This is a genomic window from Brevundimonas sp. S1H14 (assembly GCF_047716865.1).
In the GTDB taxonomy this organism is placed as follows: domain Bacteria; phylum Pseudomonadota; class Alphaproteobacteria; order Caulobacterales; family Caulobacteraceae; genus Brevundimonas; species Brevundimonas naejangsanensis.
The window spans coordinates 2820453-2836956 of the sequence record NZ_CP136679.1; the positions used below are offsets into that span (position 1 = coordinate 2820453).

At 69.4% G+C, this 16504-nt stretch carries 19 protein-coding genes; 3 read left to right on the forward strand and 16 right to left on the reverse strand.

Annotation, left to right across the window (positions count from 1 at the left end):
• The first annotated feature begins 146 nt into the window (after positions 1 to 146).
• Positions 147 to 1031, forward strand: coding sequence for an RNA polymerase sigma factor RpoH (rpoH, locus tag RSD66_RS13670; protein ID WP_024354665.1), 885 nt, complete (start codon positions 147 to 149; stop codon positions 1029 to 1031).
• 46 nt (positions 1032 to 1077) lie between these two features.
• On the opposite strand, the gene RSD66_RS13675 is transcribed toward rpoH, so the two are convergent.
• The 8 genes from RSD66_RS13675 to RSD66_RS13710 form a co-directional block, all read right to left on the reverse strand.
• Positions 1078 to 1884, reverse strand: a complete 807-nt coding sequence (locus RSD66_RS13675; RefSeq protein ID WP_303697954.1) for a two-component system response regulator — start codon at positions 1882 to 1884, stop codon at positions 1078 to 1080.
• Positions 1885 to 1960: 76 nt separating this feature from the next.
• Positions 1961 to 3256, reverse strand: coding sequence for an adenylosuccinate synthase (locus tag RSD66_RS13680; RefSeq protein ID WP_415288280.1), 1296 nt, complete (start codon positions 3254 to 3256; stop codon positions 1961 to 1963).
• 91 nt (positions 3257 to 3347) lie between these two features.
• Positions 3348 to 4520 carry a phosphoserine transaminase gene (locus RSD66_RS13685; protein ID WP_415288282.1) on the reverse strand — a complete coding sequence of 391 codons (1173 nt, stop codon included), beginning with the start codon at positions 4518 to 4520 and terminating at the stop codon, positions 3348 to 3350.
• 51 nt (positions 4521 to 4571) lie between these two features.
• Positions 4572 to 5504 carry a DnaJ C-terminal domain-containing protein gene (locus RSD66_RS13690; RefSeq protein WP_415288284.1) on the reverse strand — a complete coding sequence of 311 codons (933 nt, stop codon included), beginning with the start codon at positions 5502 to 5504 and terminating at the stop codon, positions 4572 to 4574.
• A gap of 125 nt (positions 5505 to 5629) precedes the next feature.
• On the reverse strand, positions 5630 to 9307 hold the full coding sequence (locus RSD66_RS13695; RefSeq protein WP_415288287.1) for a baseplate multidomain protein megatron: 3678 nt from the start codon (positions 9305 to 9307) through the stop codon (positions 5630 to 5632).
• 11 nt (positions 9308 to 9318) lie between these two features.
• The gene (locus RSD66_RS13700) at positions 9319 to 9771 is read right to left on the reverse strand and encodes an NlpC/P60 family protein (RefSeq protein ID WP_415288289.1); all 453 of its coding nucleotides are present in this window, start codon (positions 9769 to 9771) and stop codon (positions 9319 to 9321) included.
• Positions 9768 to 10421, reverse strand: coding sequence for a DUF2163 domain-containing protein (locus RSD66_RS13705; protein ID WP_415288299.1), 654 nt, complete (start codon positions 10419 to 10421; stop codon positions 9768 to 9770). The genes RSD66_RS13700 and RSD66_RS13705 overlap by 4 nt, the downstream gene beginning before the upstream one ends.
• 3 nt (positions 10422 to 10424) lie before the next feature.
• Positions 10425 to 11036: a TIGR02217 family protein gene (locus RSD66_RS13710; protein ID WP_415288305.1), complete on the reverse strand. Its 612-nt coding sequence runs from the start codon at positions 11034 to 11036 to the stop codon at positions 10425 to 10427.
• Between the two features lie 172 nt (positions 11037 to 11208).
• Here RSD66_RS13710 and RSD66_RS13715 point away from each other — a divergent pair, with 172 nt between their 5' ends.
• Complete coding sequence (locus RSD66_RS13715) at positions 11209 to 11916, forward strand: DUF805 domain-containing protein (protein ID WP_415288307.1); 708 nt, start codon at positions 11209 to 11211, stop codon at positions 11914 to 11916.
• Positions 11917 to 11995: 79 nt separating this feature from the next.
• On the opposite strand, the gene RSD66_RS13720 is transcribed toward RSD66_RS13715, so the two are convergent.
• The 8 genes from RSD66_RS13720 to RSD66_RS13755 all read right to left on the reverse strand — a co-directional run bounded on the left by RSD66_RS13720 (position 11996) and on the right by RSD66_RS13755 (position 15811).
• Positions 11996 to 12529: a phage tail tape measure protein gene (locus RSD66_RS13720; RefSeq protein ID WP_119413438.1), complete on the reverse strand. Its 534-nt coding sequence runs from the start codon at positions 12527 to 12529 to the stop codon at positions 11996 to 11998.
• Positions 12522 to 12707, reverse strand: coding sequence for a phage tail assembly chaperone (locus tag RSD66_RS13725; RefSeq protein ID WP_415288309.1), 186 nt, complete (start codon positions 12705 to 12707; stop codon positions 12522 to 12524). Before RSD66_RS13725 ends, RSD66_RS13720 begins: the two co-directional genes overlap by 8 nt.
• A complete protein-coding gene (locus tag RSD66_RS13730; protein ID WP_346524762.1) occupies positions 12707 to 12997 on the reverse strand; it encodes a GTA-gp10 family protein in 291 nt (96 codons plus the stop codon). The genes RSD66_RS13725 and RSD66_RS13730 overlap by 1 nt, the downstream gene beginning before the upstream one ends.
• Entirely contained in the window at positions 12997 to 13407 is a 411-nt protein-coding gene (locus RSD66_RS13735) for a phage major tail protein, TP901-1 family (RefSeq protein WP_415288311.1), read from the reverse strand. Before RSD66_RS13735 ends, RSD66_RS13730 begins: the two co-directional genes overlap by 1 nt.
• Position 13408: 1 nt before the next feature.
• Positions 13409 to 13816, reverse strand: coding sequence for a DUF3168 domain-containing protein (locus RSD66_RS13740; RefSeq protein ID WP_119413434.1), 408 nt, complete (start codon positions 13814 to 13816; stop codon positions 13409 to 13411).
• Positions 13813 to 14130 carry a head-tail adaptor protein gene (locus RSD66_RS13745; RefSeq protein WP_415288313.1) on the reverse strand — a complete coding sequence of 106 codons (318 nt, stop codon included), beginning with the start codon at positions 14128 to 14130 and terminating at the stop codon, positions 13813 to 13815. The genes RSD66_RS13740 and RSD66_RS13745 overlap by 4 nt, the downstream gene beginning before the upstream one ends.
• Positions 14127 to 14393 (reverse strand): head-tail connector protein, encoded by a 267-nt coding sequence (locus RSD66_RS13750; protein ID WP_415288315.1) that lies wholly within the window; start codon positions 14391 to 14393, stop codon positions 14127 to 14129. Before RSD66_RS13750 ends, RSD66_RS13745 begins: the two co-directional genes overlap by 4 nt.
• A gap of 191 nt (positions 14394 to 14584) precedes the next feature.
• Positions 14585 to 15811 (reverse strand): phage major capsid protein, encoded by a 1227-nt coding sequence (locus RSD66_RS13755; RefSeq protein ID WP_415288317.1) that lies wholly within the window; start codon positions 15809 to 15811, stop codon positions 14585 to 14587.
• 135 nt (positions 15812 to 15946) lie between these two features.
• Between RSD66_RS13755 and RSD66_RS13760 the strand changes: the two genes are divergently transcribed.
• The gene (locus RSD66_RS13760; RefSeq protein ID WP_415288319.1) at positions 15947 to 16375 is read left to right on the forward strand and encodes a hypothetical protein; all 429 of its coding nucleotides are present in this window, start codon (positions 15947 to 15949) and stop codon (positions 16373 to 16375) included.
• Positions 16376 to 16504 lie beyond the last annotated feature (129 nt).

A 16504-nucleotide genomic window follows, 5' to 3' on the forward strand; every position in this document is an offset into this window, starting at 1 on the left:
GCGACACAGCATCGCCGTTCAATTGGGACAATCCGCCCCTTTCGTTTCGGGCAACGGATTCCCATCTTGTCAGTTGAGGGGCGAGGTGATGATGCACGTCATGTGGTCGGAGCCGTAGCGCCAGCTCGTGAAGCCGGAGGGACCATATGGCCAATAAAACGCTGACGGTGATGTCGCCTGAACAGGGACTGTCCCGTTATCTTACGGAAATCCGTAAGTTTCCCATGCTCACCAAGGACGAGGAGTTCATGCTCGCCAAGCGGTGGAGCGAACACCAGGATACCGAGGCCGCCCACCGTCTCGTGACCTCTCACCTGCGCCTCGTGGCCAAGATCGCCATGGGTTATCGCGGCTACGGCCTGCCGATCGGCGAGGTGATCTCCGAGGGCAACGTCGGCCTGATGCAGGCGGTCAAGAAGTTCGATCCCGACAAGGGCTTCCGCCTGGCGACCTACGCCATGTGGTGGATCCGCGCGTCCATTCAGGAATACATCCTGCGCTCCTGGTCCCTCGTGAAGATGGGCACCACAGCGGCGCAGAAGAAGCTGTTCTTCAACCTGCGCAAGGCCAAGAGCCAGATATCGGCCTTCGAGGAAGGCGATCTGCACCCTGATCACGTCGAACACATCGCCACCAAGCTGGGCGTAACCCATCAGGACGTCATCGACATGAACCGCCGTCTGGGCGGCGACGCCTCGCTGAACGCGCCCCTGCGTTCGGACGGCGAAAGCGAGTGGCAGGACTGGCTGGCCGACGACAACGCCGTCAGTCAGGAAACCGAGTTGGCCGAGAGCGAGGAAAAGTCCATCCGCATGGGCCTGCTCGAAGAAGCCATGCAGGAACTGACCGACCGCGAAAAACACATCCTGACCGAGCGTCGCCTCAAGGACGATCCCGTCACGCTTGAGGAACTGGCCGGCCAGTACGGCGTCAGCCGCGAGCGCGTCCGCCAGATCGAAGTCCGCGCCTTCGAGAAACTCCAGAAGGCCATGCGCGCCGCCGCCGAAGAGCGCAATCTGGTCGACGCCTGAGGGCGCTTGCCCGTCACCCTTCTCCGTAGCGGGAGAAGGGGCGCCCCTACCCGGCCCGCGCCAAGCTCTCGGGCGAGGCCAGCTTCAGCACGGCCTGAACCGGCGCCGTCAATGCGGCCTTGGTCGGTGCCCCGGCGGCCAGCACCGTGTCCAGTCCCGCCGCCGCAATCGCCAGCGGCGCGTCGCCTGTCTTGATGGCCAGCGCTTTCAGCGTCTCCGCCTGCTGCTTGATGGCGCGCACCGCCTGCATGGGATCGCTGTCGAACTGGGTCAGGGCCGAAAACAGGATCCGCATCGCCTGATCCTTGACCGCCAGGGCGGCCTCGGCGCTGGAGCGCGGCTTGTCCGCCTTGCGCTTCTGCGGCCCGGCGTAATCGTCCGAGTTGAAGCGCCGCCGGTCCGGCCCGATATAGCCGACCGCCTCGACCCAGTCGCGCGGCTTGGTCGCCAGATTCTCGATCCGCCGCTGCAGATCGCCGCTGGTGAAGGGCTTTCTCAGGAACTCATGCACGCCGGAATCGCGCGCGCCCTTGATGGCGCTGGCGGTGGCCTCGGCCGTCACCATGATGATCGGCGCGCGACGGCATGACAGGCTTGAGCGCCGGATACGCCGCGCCAGCGCCTCGCCGTCCAGCTTGGGTCCGGTCCGCTCGGTGAAGATCAGGGCCGGCTCCATTTCGCGCGCCAGATCCAGCACCCGCGCCTCATCGCCCTCGACCACGATCTCGCGCGATCCGAACCCCTTCAACAGGTCCTGCAACAGGCGCGCGGCGGCGGGATTGGGATCAACGATGATCACGCGCCGAACCACCGGCGCGATCCTCTGCATCGTCTTGGCGTCTAGGGCGAACACAGGGCGAGCTCCATTTCAGAGCGCCACCCTATGCCCTACCAGTTAAAGCGTCGTTGCCTCGGCCAGAAATGTAAACTCAACCCTGAAACGGATCGCGCATCAAAATGGTGTCGTCGCGCTCGGGGCTGGTCGACAGCAGGGCCACCGGCGCCCCGATCAGTTCCTCGATCCGCCGCACATATTTCAGCGCATGGGCGTTCAGGTCTTTGAAGGTCCGCACGCCTGCGGTGCTTTCGTCCCAGCCGTCCAGTTCCTCGAACACCGGCTCGGCCGAGGCCTGATCCTTCAGGCTCGACGGCAGATAATCCAGCACCTCGCCGTTAATGCGATAGCCGACGCAGATCTTCAGCGTCTTCAGTCCGTCCAGCACGTCCAGCTTGGTCAGGGCGATGCCGTCAATGCCATTAATGGCCACCGACTGGCGCACCAGAACGGCGTCGAACCAGCCGCAACGGCGCGACCGGCCCGTGTTCACGCCGATCTCGCGCCCCACGACCGCCAGGTGCTGGCCGACTTCATCGTTCAGTTCGCAGGCGAAGGGGCCCTCGCCGACGCGCGTCGTATAGGCCTTCACAATGCCCAGCACATAGCCGACGCCGCGCGGCCCGACGCCCGACCCGGCCGCCGCCTGTCCGGCCACGGTGTTGGAGCTGGTCACATAGGGATAGGTGCCGTGGTCCACGTCCAGGAAGGCGCCCTGCGCGCCCTCGAACAGCACCCGCTTGCCCGCCTTCTGCGCCTCGTCCAGCACCCGCCACGCCGGTTTGACGTAGGGCAGGACCTTCGGCGCGATCTCCAGCAGTTGCGCCAGTAGCGCCTCCGGGTCGATCGGCTCCAGCCCCAGACCCGCGCGCAGCGGATCGTGGTGCGAACGCAGGCGGTCGATCTTGATCTTCAGATCGTCTTCATTCGCCAGATCGCAGGCGCGGATGGCTCGGCGGCCGACCTTGTCCTCATAGGCCGGACCGATGCCGCGTCCGGTCGTGCCGATCTTTGCGCCCGGCGCGCTGGCGGCGGCCTCGCGCGCCACATCCAGCGCCGGATGGATCGGCAGAATCAGGCAGGCGTTGTCGGCGATGGTCAGGATGTCAGGGGTGATCGCCACGCCCTGAGCCTGGATCTTCTCGATCTCGCCGACCAGATGCCAGGGATCGACCACCACGCCGTTGCCGATGATCGAAGGCTTGCCCTGCACCACGCCGCTCGGGAGCAATGCAAGTTTATAGACCTTGCCGTCGACGACCAGGGTGTGGCCCGCGTTGTGGCCGCCCTGGAACCGCACCACCATGTCGGCGCGATTGGACAGCCAGTCCACGATCTTGCCCTTGCCCTCGTCGCCCCACTGGGCGCCGACCACTGCGACGTTCGCCAAGACCTATACTCCGCAATCCAGAATGCGGTGGGAGCCTATAACCCCTGAATCGTCCGGAGTCGCCCCCAAGGGCGTCTAATGGGCGACAGAATTATCTGTGCGCCGACTGAGCCAGTTCACTGACCGCCGTCTGAAACGCCCATTCCAGCCACGGCGTCGCCGCCACGATGTCCGCCGTCTCGACCGTACAGCCGCACCACAGACGCAGGCCCGGCGGGGCGTTGCGGTGCGGCTCCATGTCATAGACCGCCCCCTCGCCTTCCAGCAGCGCCTTGAACCGCTTCACAAAGGCCTTCTGTCCCGCCTCATCCAGCGCCGCCACGCGCGGATCGACGAACTTCAGACAGACCGAAGTCGTCGAGCGGATTTCCGGCTGCTCCGGCAGGAAGGCGATCCAGTCCGTCCGCTCCACCCACTCGGCCAGGGCGGCATAGTTGGCGTCTGTGCGCGCGATCAGGGCAGGCAGGCCGCCTTCGGCCTTCGCCCAGTCCAGGGCGTCGATCCAGTCCTCGATGGTCAGGACCGAGAAGGTGTTCATCACCACCCCGTCCGCGAGCGTCCGATCAAAGCCCGTCTTGTCGGCGATCCGCAGCACCTTGGGCACCGCCCGATCCGGCCGATAGCTGTCCAGCCGCGCCACCGCGCGCGGCGACAGCACCATGACGCCGACGCCCGCCTCGCCGCCCAGCGCCTTCTGAAAGCTGAAGGTCGTCACATCCAGCCTGTCCCACGGCAGATCCATCGCAAAGGCCGCCGAGGTCGCATCACAGATCGTCAGCCCCTCGCGGTCGTCGGCGATCCAGTCGCCATCCGGCACGCGCACGCCCGAAGTCGTGCCGTTCCACGGGAACACCACGTCCTTCTTCGGATCTACCTTCGACAGGTCCGGCAGTTCGCCCCACGGCGCCGTCAGGGCCTCGGGCTTCAGCCCCAGATGCGTCTTTACATCCGCCAGCCAGGTCAGGCCGAAATTCTCATAGGCGATCACCTGCACCGGGCGCTCGCCCAGCATGCACCACAGCGCCGCCTCGACCGCCCCGGTGTCCGAGCCGGGCGTATAGAGCATCACATAGTCGTCCGGCGGGCTCAGCACCTCGCGCGTCAGCCGCAGCCCATGCGCGAACCGCTCCACCACCTCCGGCGCGCGGATGCCCCGCCCCATCAGGTTCGTCGGCAGGTTCGCCAGCTCCCAGCCCGGACGCTTGGCCGTCGGCCCGGCCGAGAACCAGGGGCGAGCAGGCTTGGCGGCGGGCTTGGGCGTCATATCGGTCTCTGAAGTCTCGGGGGAGGAGAAGGAAGCTTCCGCCTTAGGCCATCAACGGCCAGGCTTATAGGGCCGGCGCTCACGCCATTCTGTCGCAAACCGGACCAGTTCGTCATCCGGCGCCTCGGGCAGCGTCACAACCAGCCTGGCCATCAGATCGCCGCGCTTGCCGTTCGCATAGGCGCCGCGCCCCTTCAGCCGCAGCACCTTGCCCGAGTTCGATCCCTTGGGAATGGTCATCATCACCGCGCCCTCGGGCGTCGGCACCTGAATCTTGCCGCCCAGCACGGCATCCGGAACCGACACCGGCAGATCCATCGTCAGGTCAGCCCCGTCGCGCTTGAACACCGGATGCGGCTGGATACGCAGTTCGATCAGCGCGTCGCCCGCCTGACCGCCGCGCCCCGGCGCGCCCTGCCCCTTCAGCCGGATCGTCTGGCCGTCCGCCGCGCCCTTGGGGATGGCCACGTCGAGCATCCGCCCGTCCGAGAACTGGATGCGCCGCGTCGTCCCGGCGATGGCGTCCTCAAGACTGATGTCGAGGGTCGCACGCACGTCCTGCCCTCGCCCTCCGCTAAAGCCGCGCCCGGCGCTGCGTCCGCCGCCTCCGAAGGCGCCGAAGATTTCTTCCAGGTCGATATCGTCAAAGCTCGCCCGCCCGCCGGGGCCGCCCTCGCCGCGCCCGCCGAAGCCGAAGCCGCCGAAACCGCCGCCGCCCGGCCGCCCGCCCTGCGCGCCGCCAAAGCCTCGGAACTGCTCGCGTCCGTCAGCGTCGATCTCGCCGCGATCATACTTCGCGCGCTTCTCGGCGTCGCCCAACAGGTCGAAGGCGGCGGTGATGCGCTTGAACCGCTCTTCGGCCGCCTTGTCGCCGGGGTTCTTGTCGGGGTGCAGTTCCTTGGCCAGCTTGCGGAACGCCTTCTTGATCTCGTCCGCGCTCGCGCCCTTGGAAACGCCCAGTTCCTGATAGGGATCGCCAGCCAATTTTCGCTCCACTCCGGATAAACACAGACCAGAGCGTCAGTTAAGCCATGCAACCGCCCGCCGAAAGGGGCGAGGATGGTTTCCTCATGTTGCGCACCTCATCCCAACAGACAGGGAGGCCGTTGTCACAACGGCGCCGTCGCCTCCGCCCCCCAGCCGAAGCCATCCCCCCACTGGGCGACAGCCACGTTCGCCTCAGCCCCGAAGCCACTCGGAAAGTCCGCCGCAACCTCCAGGGCTCCATAGACCGTCTCCAGCCCCTCGACCTCCCAGACCCGGCGCTCAACAGCGCCATCCAGCACCCGCACTCGGAAACGCCTCGGATCGACCTCGACCGGCTCGCTGTCCCATCCGCCGCCGCCCAATCGCACGCGGGGCGTCCAGCTCAGCCGCCATCCGCTGTCCTCCGGCGTGGCGCGCAGGTGCGCCGGTAGCCAGGGCGCGGCGTTCCGGTTCGTCCAGATGAAGCCGACCTCCGTCGTCCCCGCCCCGCCCGGCGGCGCGCCTGCCGGTCCGGCCCGCCAGATTCGAGGCAACCCTCGCTCGACCGCATCGACCTCGGCGCGCGCCATGCCGCGTTCCAACAGCACGACCAGCGCCCCCGCTTCCGACCCGCGCGACGCTGCGCCTTCCGTCCCCTGCTGTCCGCGCAACAGACCACTCAAGCGCCACACATCCCCGCCGACCAGTTCGGCCCGACGGAACTGCACCATCTCCCATCCTTCCGCGCTGCTCACCGCCAGCAGATTGGCGCCCGACAGCACCGCCTCGGCCGCTTGGCTCTGCGGCGCCCGCCCCTCGATCCGCACGTTCAGCACGCCCGTCTCGTCCCAGCGCCCGACCACGCCGGGCCGCAGGGGCGCCGTCAGCGTCCCCACCGTCGCGGCCGACTCCACCACCGCCCTTGGCGTCAGACTGTCGACCGACGCGCCGCCATGGAGCGCCATCGTCGTCCAGGGCTCGGCCGCCGCCGCGACCACCGGCCGCCCGTCGGCCTCCTCTCCCGGCAGCGGCGGCAGGTCCAGCAGCATCAGGAACGGCGCCCCCAGCGTTGCGATCCCGCCGCCCTCCCCGCGCCAGTCCTCCGGCGCATCCACGACGACGGCCTCGACCACGGGCGTCAACACCGCCCTGGGCGTCTCGTCCCAATCCAACCGCTCAACACGCCAGTCGCCCGCACGCCCCTCCACCGCCGCCACATCACCCGGCTCCAGCTTCAGCGCCTCCAGCGGCCCCAGCTTGAGCGTCAGCCGCTCGGCCGCCTCGCCCTGCAACAGCCGCTGCGCCGCCGCCGTCGCCAGCCCGGCCCCGACCACGGCGGGCAGGGCCGCATCCACACCGCCGCCCTCGCCGTCCCCGCGCACCGTCACGGCGCCCAGCTGATAGTCCGCCGCCTCATCGATAAAGCGCAGCCGCGCGGCGCTGGGCCGAGGCGTCAGCCGCCGCTCGGCCGCCGCGCTCCCGCCCTTGTCGGGCAGGGCCAGCGCCGCCAGATCCAGCGTCATCTCCCGCGCTGTCTCGCCCAGCACCGCTGCCTTGCCGTCGCGCTCGGCCGCCGTCGCCCCCAGCGCCTGCACCAGCGGCGCCAGCGCATCCTTCGTCGCCATCGGCCGGTCGATGACATAGCCCGTCACCGCGCCGTCCACCGCCTCGACCGTATAGTCCCTCTCCGCCAACCCGCCGCGCTTCAGAATCGCCTCGATCAGCCCCCGCGCATCGCCGCCCATCCGCCCGTTCAGCCAGTGTCCCGTGCGCCAGGCGCCTGCATCCGCCCACACCTCCCCCAGCGCCGGAAACGCCGGATAGGGCCGCGCGTCCCAGCACCAGACATCCGCCCCCTTCAGCATCGGCCCGCCATAGACGCCCGAGATCGGGTTGTTCGCCGGCTGCGCATAGTGCGTCAGCACCGCCTCGATCAGCCGCCGCTGCATCCGGTCGTCGCGCGCTCCGCTCGAGTACGGCGGCAGGGCGTTCTCAGTGCTTTTGGGGTCCTGGAACAGGTTCGGCGCATTGCCCCCGCGATCCACCGCCGCACAGCCGAACTCGGTCAGCCGAATCGGCTTCATCTGCGGAACCCAGGCGGTCGGCGCCGCCTGCCGCACCCCGGCTACGCGCTCATGGTGCGCGTTCGACCACCAGCCCTTCAGGTCCTTGTAACGCCAGATCCAGTCCTCGCCGTGGGCGCCGTCCTCGATCGCCGTGCGCCGCTGCGCCGCCCGATCCGCGTCCGAGGCGTAGTACCAGTCATACCCCTCGCCGCCCGCCACCTGCGCCGCCAGATAGGCCGGGTCTGACGGCCCTGCGAAGTCCGCGGCATCCAGCCCGCCCTCGCCGCCGCGCCAGTCGCCCATCGGCGGATACCAGTCGATGGCGACGTAATCGATGTTCGAATCAGCCCACAGCGGATCGAGGTGAAACCTTACCTCTCCCTCCTTCTGCCAGCCGAAATATTCCGACCAGTCAGCGGCGTAGCTCAGCTTCACCCGCGTCCCGACCAGCGCCCGGCACTCAGCCGCCAGCGCCCGCAACTGCGCCACTGCCGGAAAGCCCCCACCCGCATCGCGCGTCCAGGTCAGCCCGCGCATCTCCGAACCGATCAGCAGGTCGTCCGCCCCCTCCTCGGCCGCGATCTTCGCATAGTGCAGCGCCAGCCGACGCAGGCCCCAGCCGTCCGCCGCCCCGAACAGGGCCGCGACCTCGGCCGTCGCCCCCGCTCCATCCGTCCCCGTAATCCGCCCCCGCCACGGATAACCGGGACAGTCCATGAAGACGAAGGGATACAGCGTCACCTCCAGGCCGCGCGCCTTCAGCGTCCGGATCGCCTGCCTCACGCTGTCGTCCGAGGGCGTGCCGCCATAGGCCGGACCATCCTCGACCTGAGAGATCAGATGCGCGTCCGCCCGCTCGACCCCGGCCACACGCCAGACCAGCGGCTCGGTCGGCTTCTGACGCCGCTCCACCCCCGGGCGGATGCGGCAATGGCTCATGCGTATGTCGTCGCCGAACCAGCCGACCACCAGGCTGACCCGTTTCAGCCTCGGCGCCTGGGCCGTCAACTGATCCAGCGACGCCTCCAGATCCGTCTGCCCCACCGTCAGATGCACATTCTCGGGCGTCGATTTCGTCAGCCCCTCGCGCCGCATCACCGGCTCGGTCGCCAGACAGAATTCGCCCGCTCCGGGGATCAGGCAGACGCCCTCCAGCCGGTCCTCCATCTGCGCTTCGGCGCCCTGCGGTCGGCGGAACACCTCAAACGACAGCTGCGGCGCCCGGTCGCCATAGGCGTCCAGCGGCAGGTCCTCGAACACCACATAGGCCGTCCCGCGATAGGCGGGCGCCCGCCCCTCCACCGCCTCGATCAGCGGGTCGGGCAGTTGGCCCTCGGTCCCGCGATGCAGGCGCATGGTCACGCCCGCCATGTCCATCGGCTGGCCGTCGGCCCAGATGCGCCCCACCCCGTCGACCGGCCCCTCGCACAGGGCCACCGCGAAACTCAGCGAATAGGCGTAGTCGACCGTCTTTCCCGCCTTGCCCGCCGACCGCTTCTCCTTGCGCTCCAGAAAACGCGCGGCCCAGATCACCTGTCCCGTCACCCGCGCCCGCCCGAAGACGCAGGCCATCGGCGCCCCCTCGGCCGAGGATTGCAGCTTCAACCCCTCCAGCCTCGGCCCGACCTGCCGCGCCGGCGACGGTCCCGCCACCAGCCGGTCGTCCAGCGCCCGCCCCAGCAGGCCCCCGGCCAACAGGCCCAGGCTGCTGACGCCCGCCATCCCGCCAAGCCCGCCCAACAGCACCTGCGCCATCGTCTACTCCTTCAAATTCCCGCCAAGGGTTCAGGCCAGCGAAACACCGCGACCAGCCGCCGCCGCCACCACGGCCCCATCCAGCTTTCCACGACCGAGCGGCCCCAATAGGCGTGGATCATCCGCCGCTCGGGCCCCTCCACCGCGCTCAACACCGCGCAGTGTTTGGCCGGCGCGCCCGCCGCCATGCGGAACAGCAGCACGTCGCCCAGCCCCGCCCGCCCGGGCGGTATCTCCACCAGCCAGCGCCGCGCCGCCGCCCACAGCGCCTCCTCTCCCCCGACCTCGGCCCAGTCAGGCCGATAGGGCGGCGGCGCCTCCGGCTCCACGCCCATCACCTCCCGCCAGACCCCGCGCACCAGGCCCAGGCAGTCCGCCCCCTCGCCCTTCACGCTGGCCTGATGCCGATACGGCGTGCCCAGCCAACCGCGAGCAGCGGCCACGATCTGAGCGCCCTTCCTCATCTCCTGCGGCTCCGGCCGTCATTGCGCCCGCTTACCGGCCGCGCGGTCAGGAAGTCCTCGCCCGGCACATCCGGAAAGCCCTGAAAATTGACCCCATTCCCGAACACGCCCGCACACGTCGCCCACCGCTTGTCGCAACTGCGCCCCGCGATCGCCGCCGCCTCCAGCCCGCAGCGCCCATCGCCCAGTACCGCGTCGCAGCCCCGGCCATAGGTCCGCCCCACCACCCGCTCCAGCGCCGCCATCGGCCCGTCCAGGTCGGCGATGAACCGTCCGTCCTCGCGCCGTATCCGCGCCAGCCGCCCCTTCCACAGCCGCACCTTCAGGTCCGGCCGCATCCAGTCCACGCGCCACAGCTCGACCTCGGCGGCGTCATACCGCCCCGCCGCTATGTCCTCTTCGGTGATCGCCGCGTCATCCAGCCCGCCCGAGGCCGACAGCCCACCCGCCGCCAGACCGACCTCGCCTTCGCCTGCCCCGCCGGTCCAGCCGCTGGCCGCCCGGCACGTGACGCCCTCGACCTCCAGATCGCGGTCATGGTCTGTGAAGCCCATCGCCCGCCCGTCCGCCCGCCTCAGCAGCCAGACATGGCAAAGCGTCGCCGCCCCGCTTTCGATGCGGGCGGCCAGTTCATCGGGAACATTGCGCATGGCTCAGATCCGCACCTCGATCAGCGGCATGGCGACCATCCGCCCGGCGCCGAAGCTCTCCAGCGTCACCTCCATCCGGTCCGCGTCGAACCGCACCGGCACGTCAAAGGCGAAGCCCGCCGTCACGGCGACGCCCTGCAGCGGCGCCGTCGCCAGCGTCACCCGCCCTGTCGTCGCCTCCAGGTTGAAGGCCGCCGTCTCCACGCCCGCCACGGCCACCCGCACCGATCCCTCGACCGGTTTGGCGATGAGCCGCCGATGATCGCCATAGGCCTTGCACAGCTGGAACGTCCGCGTTTCGCCGTCGCCCGTCCCGATCGTCTGATCCAGCGGCGTCACGGCCGCCCCCGGCGCCCCGCTCCTGAAGTCCGCGAAGTCGCGAAACCGGAAACCATGCAGCCGCCCGCGTCGCGCTTCGAAGAAACTCGTCAGCGCCGCCATGTCGTCCAGCGAGCGCAGTCTCGCCCCGATCAGATAGCGCCTGCGACCATCGGCCCACGGCGTCGAGCGCCGCTCGAACCCCGACGCCAGCGTCGTGATCTCCGTCCTGCGCTCGACGCCTCCGGTCGAGCCGAACGCCAGCCGCGCCGGCAGGCGCACCTCATGAAAGGCCATGCGTCCTCTCCCCATCCCTGTCTCAATGTCTGGATTGCGTCCCGGACGGGACGGATTGCGAACGCGTCGCGAAAAATCTTGCGTAACGTCACGCTGCGGGTTGTCCGCGCCGCCAGCGTCGGCCATGCTTTCGCCACACCACGGCAAAGCCGTTCAACGACAGGAGATCCGCGTGCGCGGCGAAATTCTCAGCTATGACGACGCCACGGGCACAGGGCTGATCAGCGGCGACGACAGCCTCCGTTACGGCTTCGCGCGCACCGCCGTTCAGGGCGACGGCGCAGTCGCCGCCGGCGTCCGCGTCGACTTCGTGCCCGAAGGCATGGAGGCCACCCAGATCATGCTCCTGCCGTCCGCCACCGCCGCCGCGGCCTTCGGCCAGGCAGCAGGGGCCGCCTCCTCGGCCAGCGCCGAGTCCGGCTCCGGCTACGACATCAAGACCGCCTTTTTCTCCTTCAAGGGCCGCCTGCGCCGTCGAGACTTCTGGATCAGCTGGGCCATCCTGTTCGTCGTCGGCCTGGTACTGAACTTCGTGCCCAAGGTCAGCTTCATCCTCGGCCTGGTGCTGATGGTCCTGCACCTGGCGGTCGGCTTCAAACGCTTCCACGACATGGGCAAGCCGGGATGGCTGGTCGTCATCCCCTGGGCGCTCTGGTACGCCTCGCTCGCCATGTTGGTCAGCGCCTTCGGCCTGTCGGTCCTGAGCGACCCCAACGCCATGCAGTCGATGAACCCCGAACTGCTCTTCGCCACCGGCGGCGCCGCCTTCGGCCTGATGTTCCTGGCCGGTCTGGTCAGCTTCGGCTTCTGGATGTGGCTCGGCTTCGGCGGCAGCCAGCCCGGCCCCAACAAATACGGCCCCAACCCCAAGGGCGAATAAGTCCCAAAGAGCGCTCTTCGGAGCGCTCTTTTTTGTTGTCGCTACTGCTCGGCGCGCGGCGCCTTGCTGCTTGAGGTGGTCAGCGCGCTCCCAGCGCCGTGGCGCGCGCCAGCATGCGCGCGATCTGCGTCTCGGACCGCAACAAGCCCTCGGCGCCGCCGTCCACCGTGACGTTCACCGTCACCCCAGGCCCAGAGCCAGAGTGACCGTTCATCGGCTCCACCGTCCCGGCGCCGGCCGGGCGAAACACCTCCGGCCCGCGCTCGCCGACCAGATAGGCGCCTCCGCCCATGACCGGCCCGCCGTCCGCTCGCGCGCCGCCGAAGCCGCCCATCGCCGCCGCTATGGCGCCCGACAGACCTCCGCCGCGCACGCCTGCCGCCGCATTGACGGCGTTCAGCACCGCCCGCGCCAGCTCAGCCAGCGTCACCTGCCCATCCGCCGCCGCCCGCGCCAGCGACCGGGTCAGACTGGCCCCCGCCCGCCCGAACGCGTCCTCGATCGAGGCCGCCGCCCGCTCCGCCGGCTCCTTCAGCGCCTCCAGCGCCGCCGCCGCCTCAGCCGCCTTCACCGGCACGGCGTCGATCCCGTCCGGCCTGAAACCATCAGTCATCCGGCCACATCTCCTGCATTCGTTCCAGTTCGCCGCGCCCCAGGGGCGCCGCCTGCGCCGGCCCCGCCATCAGCATCCGCCACTCCTTGAGCGACAGCCGCCAGAAGCCCTCCGGCCCCACGCCGATCCGCGCCGCCGCCTGCATCATCTCCGCCCATTGACGGTCCTGGGGCGTCATCAGGCCGCCGCCGCGAAAGCCTTCGCCACCGCCTCCGCCGCCTCACGCGGATCGACCGACGCCGCCGCCAGTCCATCCGCCAGCACAGCCTCACCGCCGCCACGCAGAAGGGCCGCCAGCACCACCATCAGATCGCGCGCCGACAGCGAACGCAGCCGCTCGGCCAGCGCCGCCACCCCGGCGACGCCCAGCCCGGTCTCGATCTCCGCTAGCGCCCCCAGCGTCAGGCACAGCGTCCGCTCCGCCCCCGCCAGGTTTGCGACCACCTCCCCCCGCACGCCGTTCGCCATCACAGCGCCTCGAAACTGATCTCGCCCGCGCTGGCCAGGCTCAGCGCAAAACTGGCCTCGCCCTCATGCTCGCCAGCATATTCCAACGCCGCGACCAGGAACGGCCCTTCCAGCACGCCGAAATCCGGCACGATCAGCCGCCACGTCTTCGCCGCCTGCTCAAAGAAGCCCTCGCGGATCAGGGCGTCCGACGCCGCGTCGCGGAAAATCCCCTGCCCCGACACCGCCGCCGACTTCACGCCCGCCCCCGCCAGCAGTTCGCGCCACCGTCCGGCGCTGTCGCTGTCGGTCGCATCCACCGTCTTGGCGTTCAGCGAGATCGTCCTCGCCCTCAGTCCCGCCACCGTTGCGAAGGCGCCGCCCGCGCCCTCGACCTTCAGCAGGATGTCCTTGCCCCGTTGCGCGCTCATCTCAGATTTCCTCCGTCACGGCTCTCAGCCGCATCACCGCCCACGCCCGCTTCAGGTCCGGACTGCGGAACAGGTCCGTAAACGTCACCGACACGCTGACCGCCTTCACCCCGTCCGCTTCCAGCAGCGCATCGGCGAGCCGCGCCCGCACCGCCGCCGCCACGGCCCGCGCCTCCTCCAGCCCCCGGAACCGACTGGCGCAGGTCAGGGTCAGCCGCTGCTCCACCCCGCCGCCGTCCGCATTCAGCGGCCTGCTCTCGCACCGCCCGATCAGCAGATGCGGAAATCCCGCACCCTGCGGCGGCTCATCCCAGATCCGCGTCGGGTCGCCCAACAGCGCCTTCAGCGCTCCATCGCCGCCCAGATGCGCGATCAGCGCCTTTACCAGCGCCCCTTCATGATCCTTCATCGCGCCCGCTCCAGATTCAGCCGTACCCGACCCGCCGCCTTCGGATCGGCCTCGATCCCGACCACGGCCCAGTCCGCCCCGCCGAAGCGCGCCACCAATCCTTCCTCCAGCCTCGGATCGGCCCGCACCGTGGCGCTCAGCGTCTCTACCGCGCGCGTCACGCCCGCGTCCGTCCGCTCGCGCCGCCGTCGCGCCCCCAGCGCCAGCCACAGCGACCCGATCGGCTCATAGTTGACCACCTGGCCGCCATAGGGCGTCTGCGCCGCCACCGGCCGCACCAGAGACGCCACCACCTTCATCGCGCCCGCGCTCACAGCCGCACCACGCGATAGGGCGCGATCCACCCCTCGACCGGCGCGGCGGTCATCTCGCCATCGCCGCGCTCATGGGCGCGCATCACCAGCATCATCACCGCCAGCCTCAGCGGCGCCGCAGAGGTCGAGGTCAGGCACAACCCGACTTCGCCCTCCACCCGCGCCCTGGCCGCGTCGATCAGCGTCTGGATCAGCCCGTCCTCCGCCTCATGCTCGACGCGCAGGAACAGCTTCGCCTCCGTGAGGCTCACGGGTGCGGTCATGCTACAATCTCCAATATTCTGCTGCCTTCTCCCCTTGGGGGAGAAGGCGGGCGCCACAGGCGCTCGGATGAGGGGAAGGGTTCAACAGACGACCGGCCGACCGGGTGCACGCAGCCCCCGTGCCCCTCATCCGTCTCGCTTCGCGAGCCACCTTCTCCCCCGAAGGGGAGAAGGATGACCCACCGCCAGTCCTACGAAGCCGCGAACTTCATCAGCTTGATCGCGTCGAAGTTCTGCACTCCGCCGCCCACGCGCTTGGTCGTGTAGAACAGCACATAGGGCTTGGCCGAATAGGGATCGCGCAGCACCCGCACCCCCGCGCGATCCACGATCAGATAGCCGCGCGCAAAGTCGCCGAACGCGACCGACAGGCTGTTGGCGCCGATATCCGGCATCGTCTCGATCTCGGTGACCGGATAGCCCAGCAGACTGGCCGTCTCGCCCGGCCGCGTCGCCGGCGACCAGACATAGTTGCCGTCCGCATCCTTGAACTTGCGCACCGCCGAGACCGTGCGCCGGTTCATCACGAAACGCCCATTCGGCCGATACTGGGCCTTGGGCGCATAGATCAGGTCGATCAGCTTGTCCGCCGGGTTGGTCGAGGCGAAACCGCCCGCCGCCCCCGACGCCACCGTGCCGATCTGGCCCCAGGTCTGCGTCCCCTCGGCCGCATTGGCGTAGGCCAGAAAGCCCTTGGGCTTGTTGACCCCGTCGCCGCTGACGAAGGCCGCCGTCTCCTGCGCGGCAAAGGCGTCCTCGACCTCGGCCGCCAGCCATTCGTCCAGGTCGATAAGGGCGTCGTCCAGCAGGCTCTGCGTCGCCGCCGGACAAGCGTAGAGATCGGCCGACGAGAACTCCAGCAGCGCCAGCGTCGCCGGATCCGTCTCCGGCCGCGCCGCCGTCTCGGCCACCCAGCCCGCCTGCACGCCCGCCGTCGAGACCGGCTTTCGGAACACGCCCGAGCCCACCGTGCGCACCGTGGCGATCTCGCGCATCGGGCTGCCCGCCATCAGGCGCCGCTCGATAGCGCGCTCCGTCTCCGGCGGCACGACATAGCCCGCCGAGTTCGACGCCGACGACAGCCCCGCCTTCAGCTCCAGACCATGCGAAGCGCCGGACTTCATATAGCCGTCCCACGCCGCCTTGGCCTCCGGCGCAGCGACCACAGCGGGCGGCTCGGCGCCCAGCATCGGTCGGCGGCTCTCGCTCAGCGCACGGTCCATGCGCGCCTGCGCCTGAGCCACCGCCTGATCAATGCGCGCCACCTTCTCCTCCAGCAGCGCATCGGCCGAAGCCTTCTTCTCGATCTCGTCCAGCCGGGCGTCGTTCGCCCCTTTGAACGCCTCGAACGCTGCCATCATCTCATGCATGGCGGCGCGCGCCTCGGGATGACCCGAGACGGTCTTGGTCTCTTTCATGATGTCTCCAGAAAAATGCGCGACCGTCCTGCGGCGCGCCGTCAAACCGGGCCAGGCCCGGAACCGTCCCATCCTTTGCCTCGCTTCAAAAGCGTGCGACCCTCCCGTTATCGAACCGGAGGACATGGAGGATGGATGTTGAAACTCGTAGGCGTCGCCCTCTCGGCTCCGCTGTCGGCCATCGCCCTCATGGCCTGCTCCACCCCTGAGCGTCCGACTATGTCCCAGAATTCGTCCCAGGGTTCGCCCCAGACAGCGCCCGCCGCTCCGCCCCGCCTATCCGCCGACGTCTCCCTCGACGCCCGCCTGTTCGAGATCCTCGGTGCCTGCGAGGCCCTTGATCCGGACGGCGACCAGACCTTCGAGGCCCATCTGCGGCGCCACGCCCCCTACGCCGCCCCAGACCGACAGGACGCCCTGCGCCAGGCCCATGCCCGCGGCCGCGCTATCGCCGCCCGACAGACGCCCGAATCCTGCGCTCGCCTGCTACGCGCCTACCGTCAGCAAGAGCCCGGCCTGCACGGCCCGGCCGCCGTCCGTTCGTCATTGCAGACGACCGACTGATGCCCATCGTCTCAAGCCCAACCTCGCAGTTGCTGGACGTCGCCCGACAGTCCTGGCTTCTGAAACTGGTCTGGCCCTGGCCGCCCTGGCCCTGCTGGACGATCCTGTCGCTCTACTGACGCGTGGACT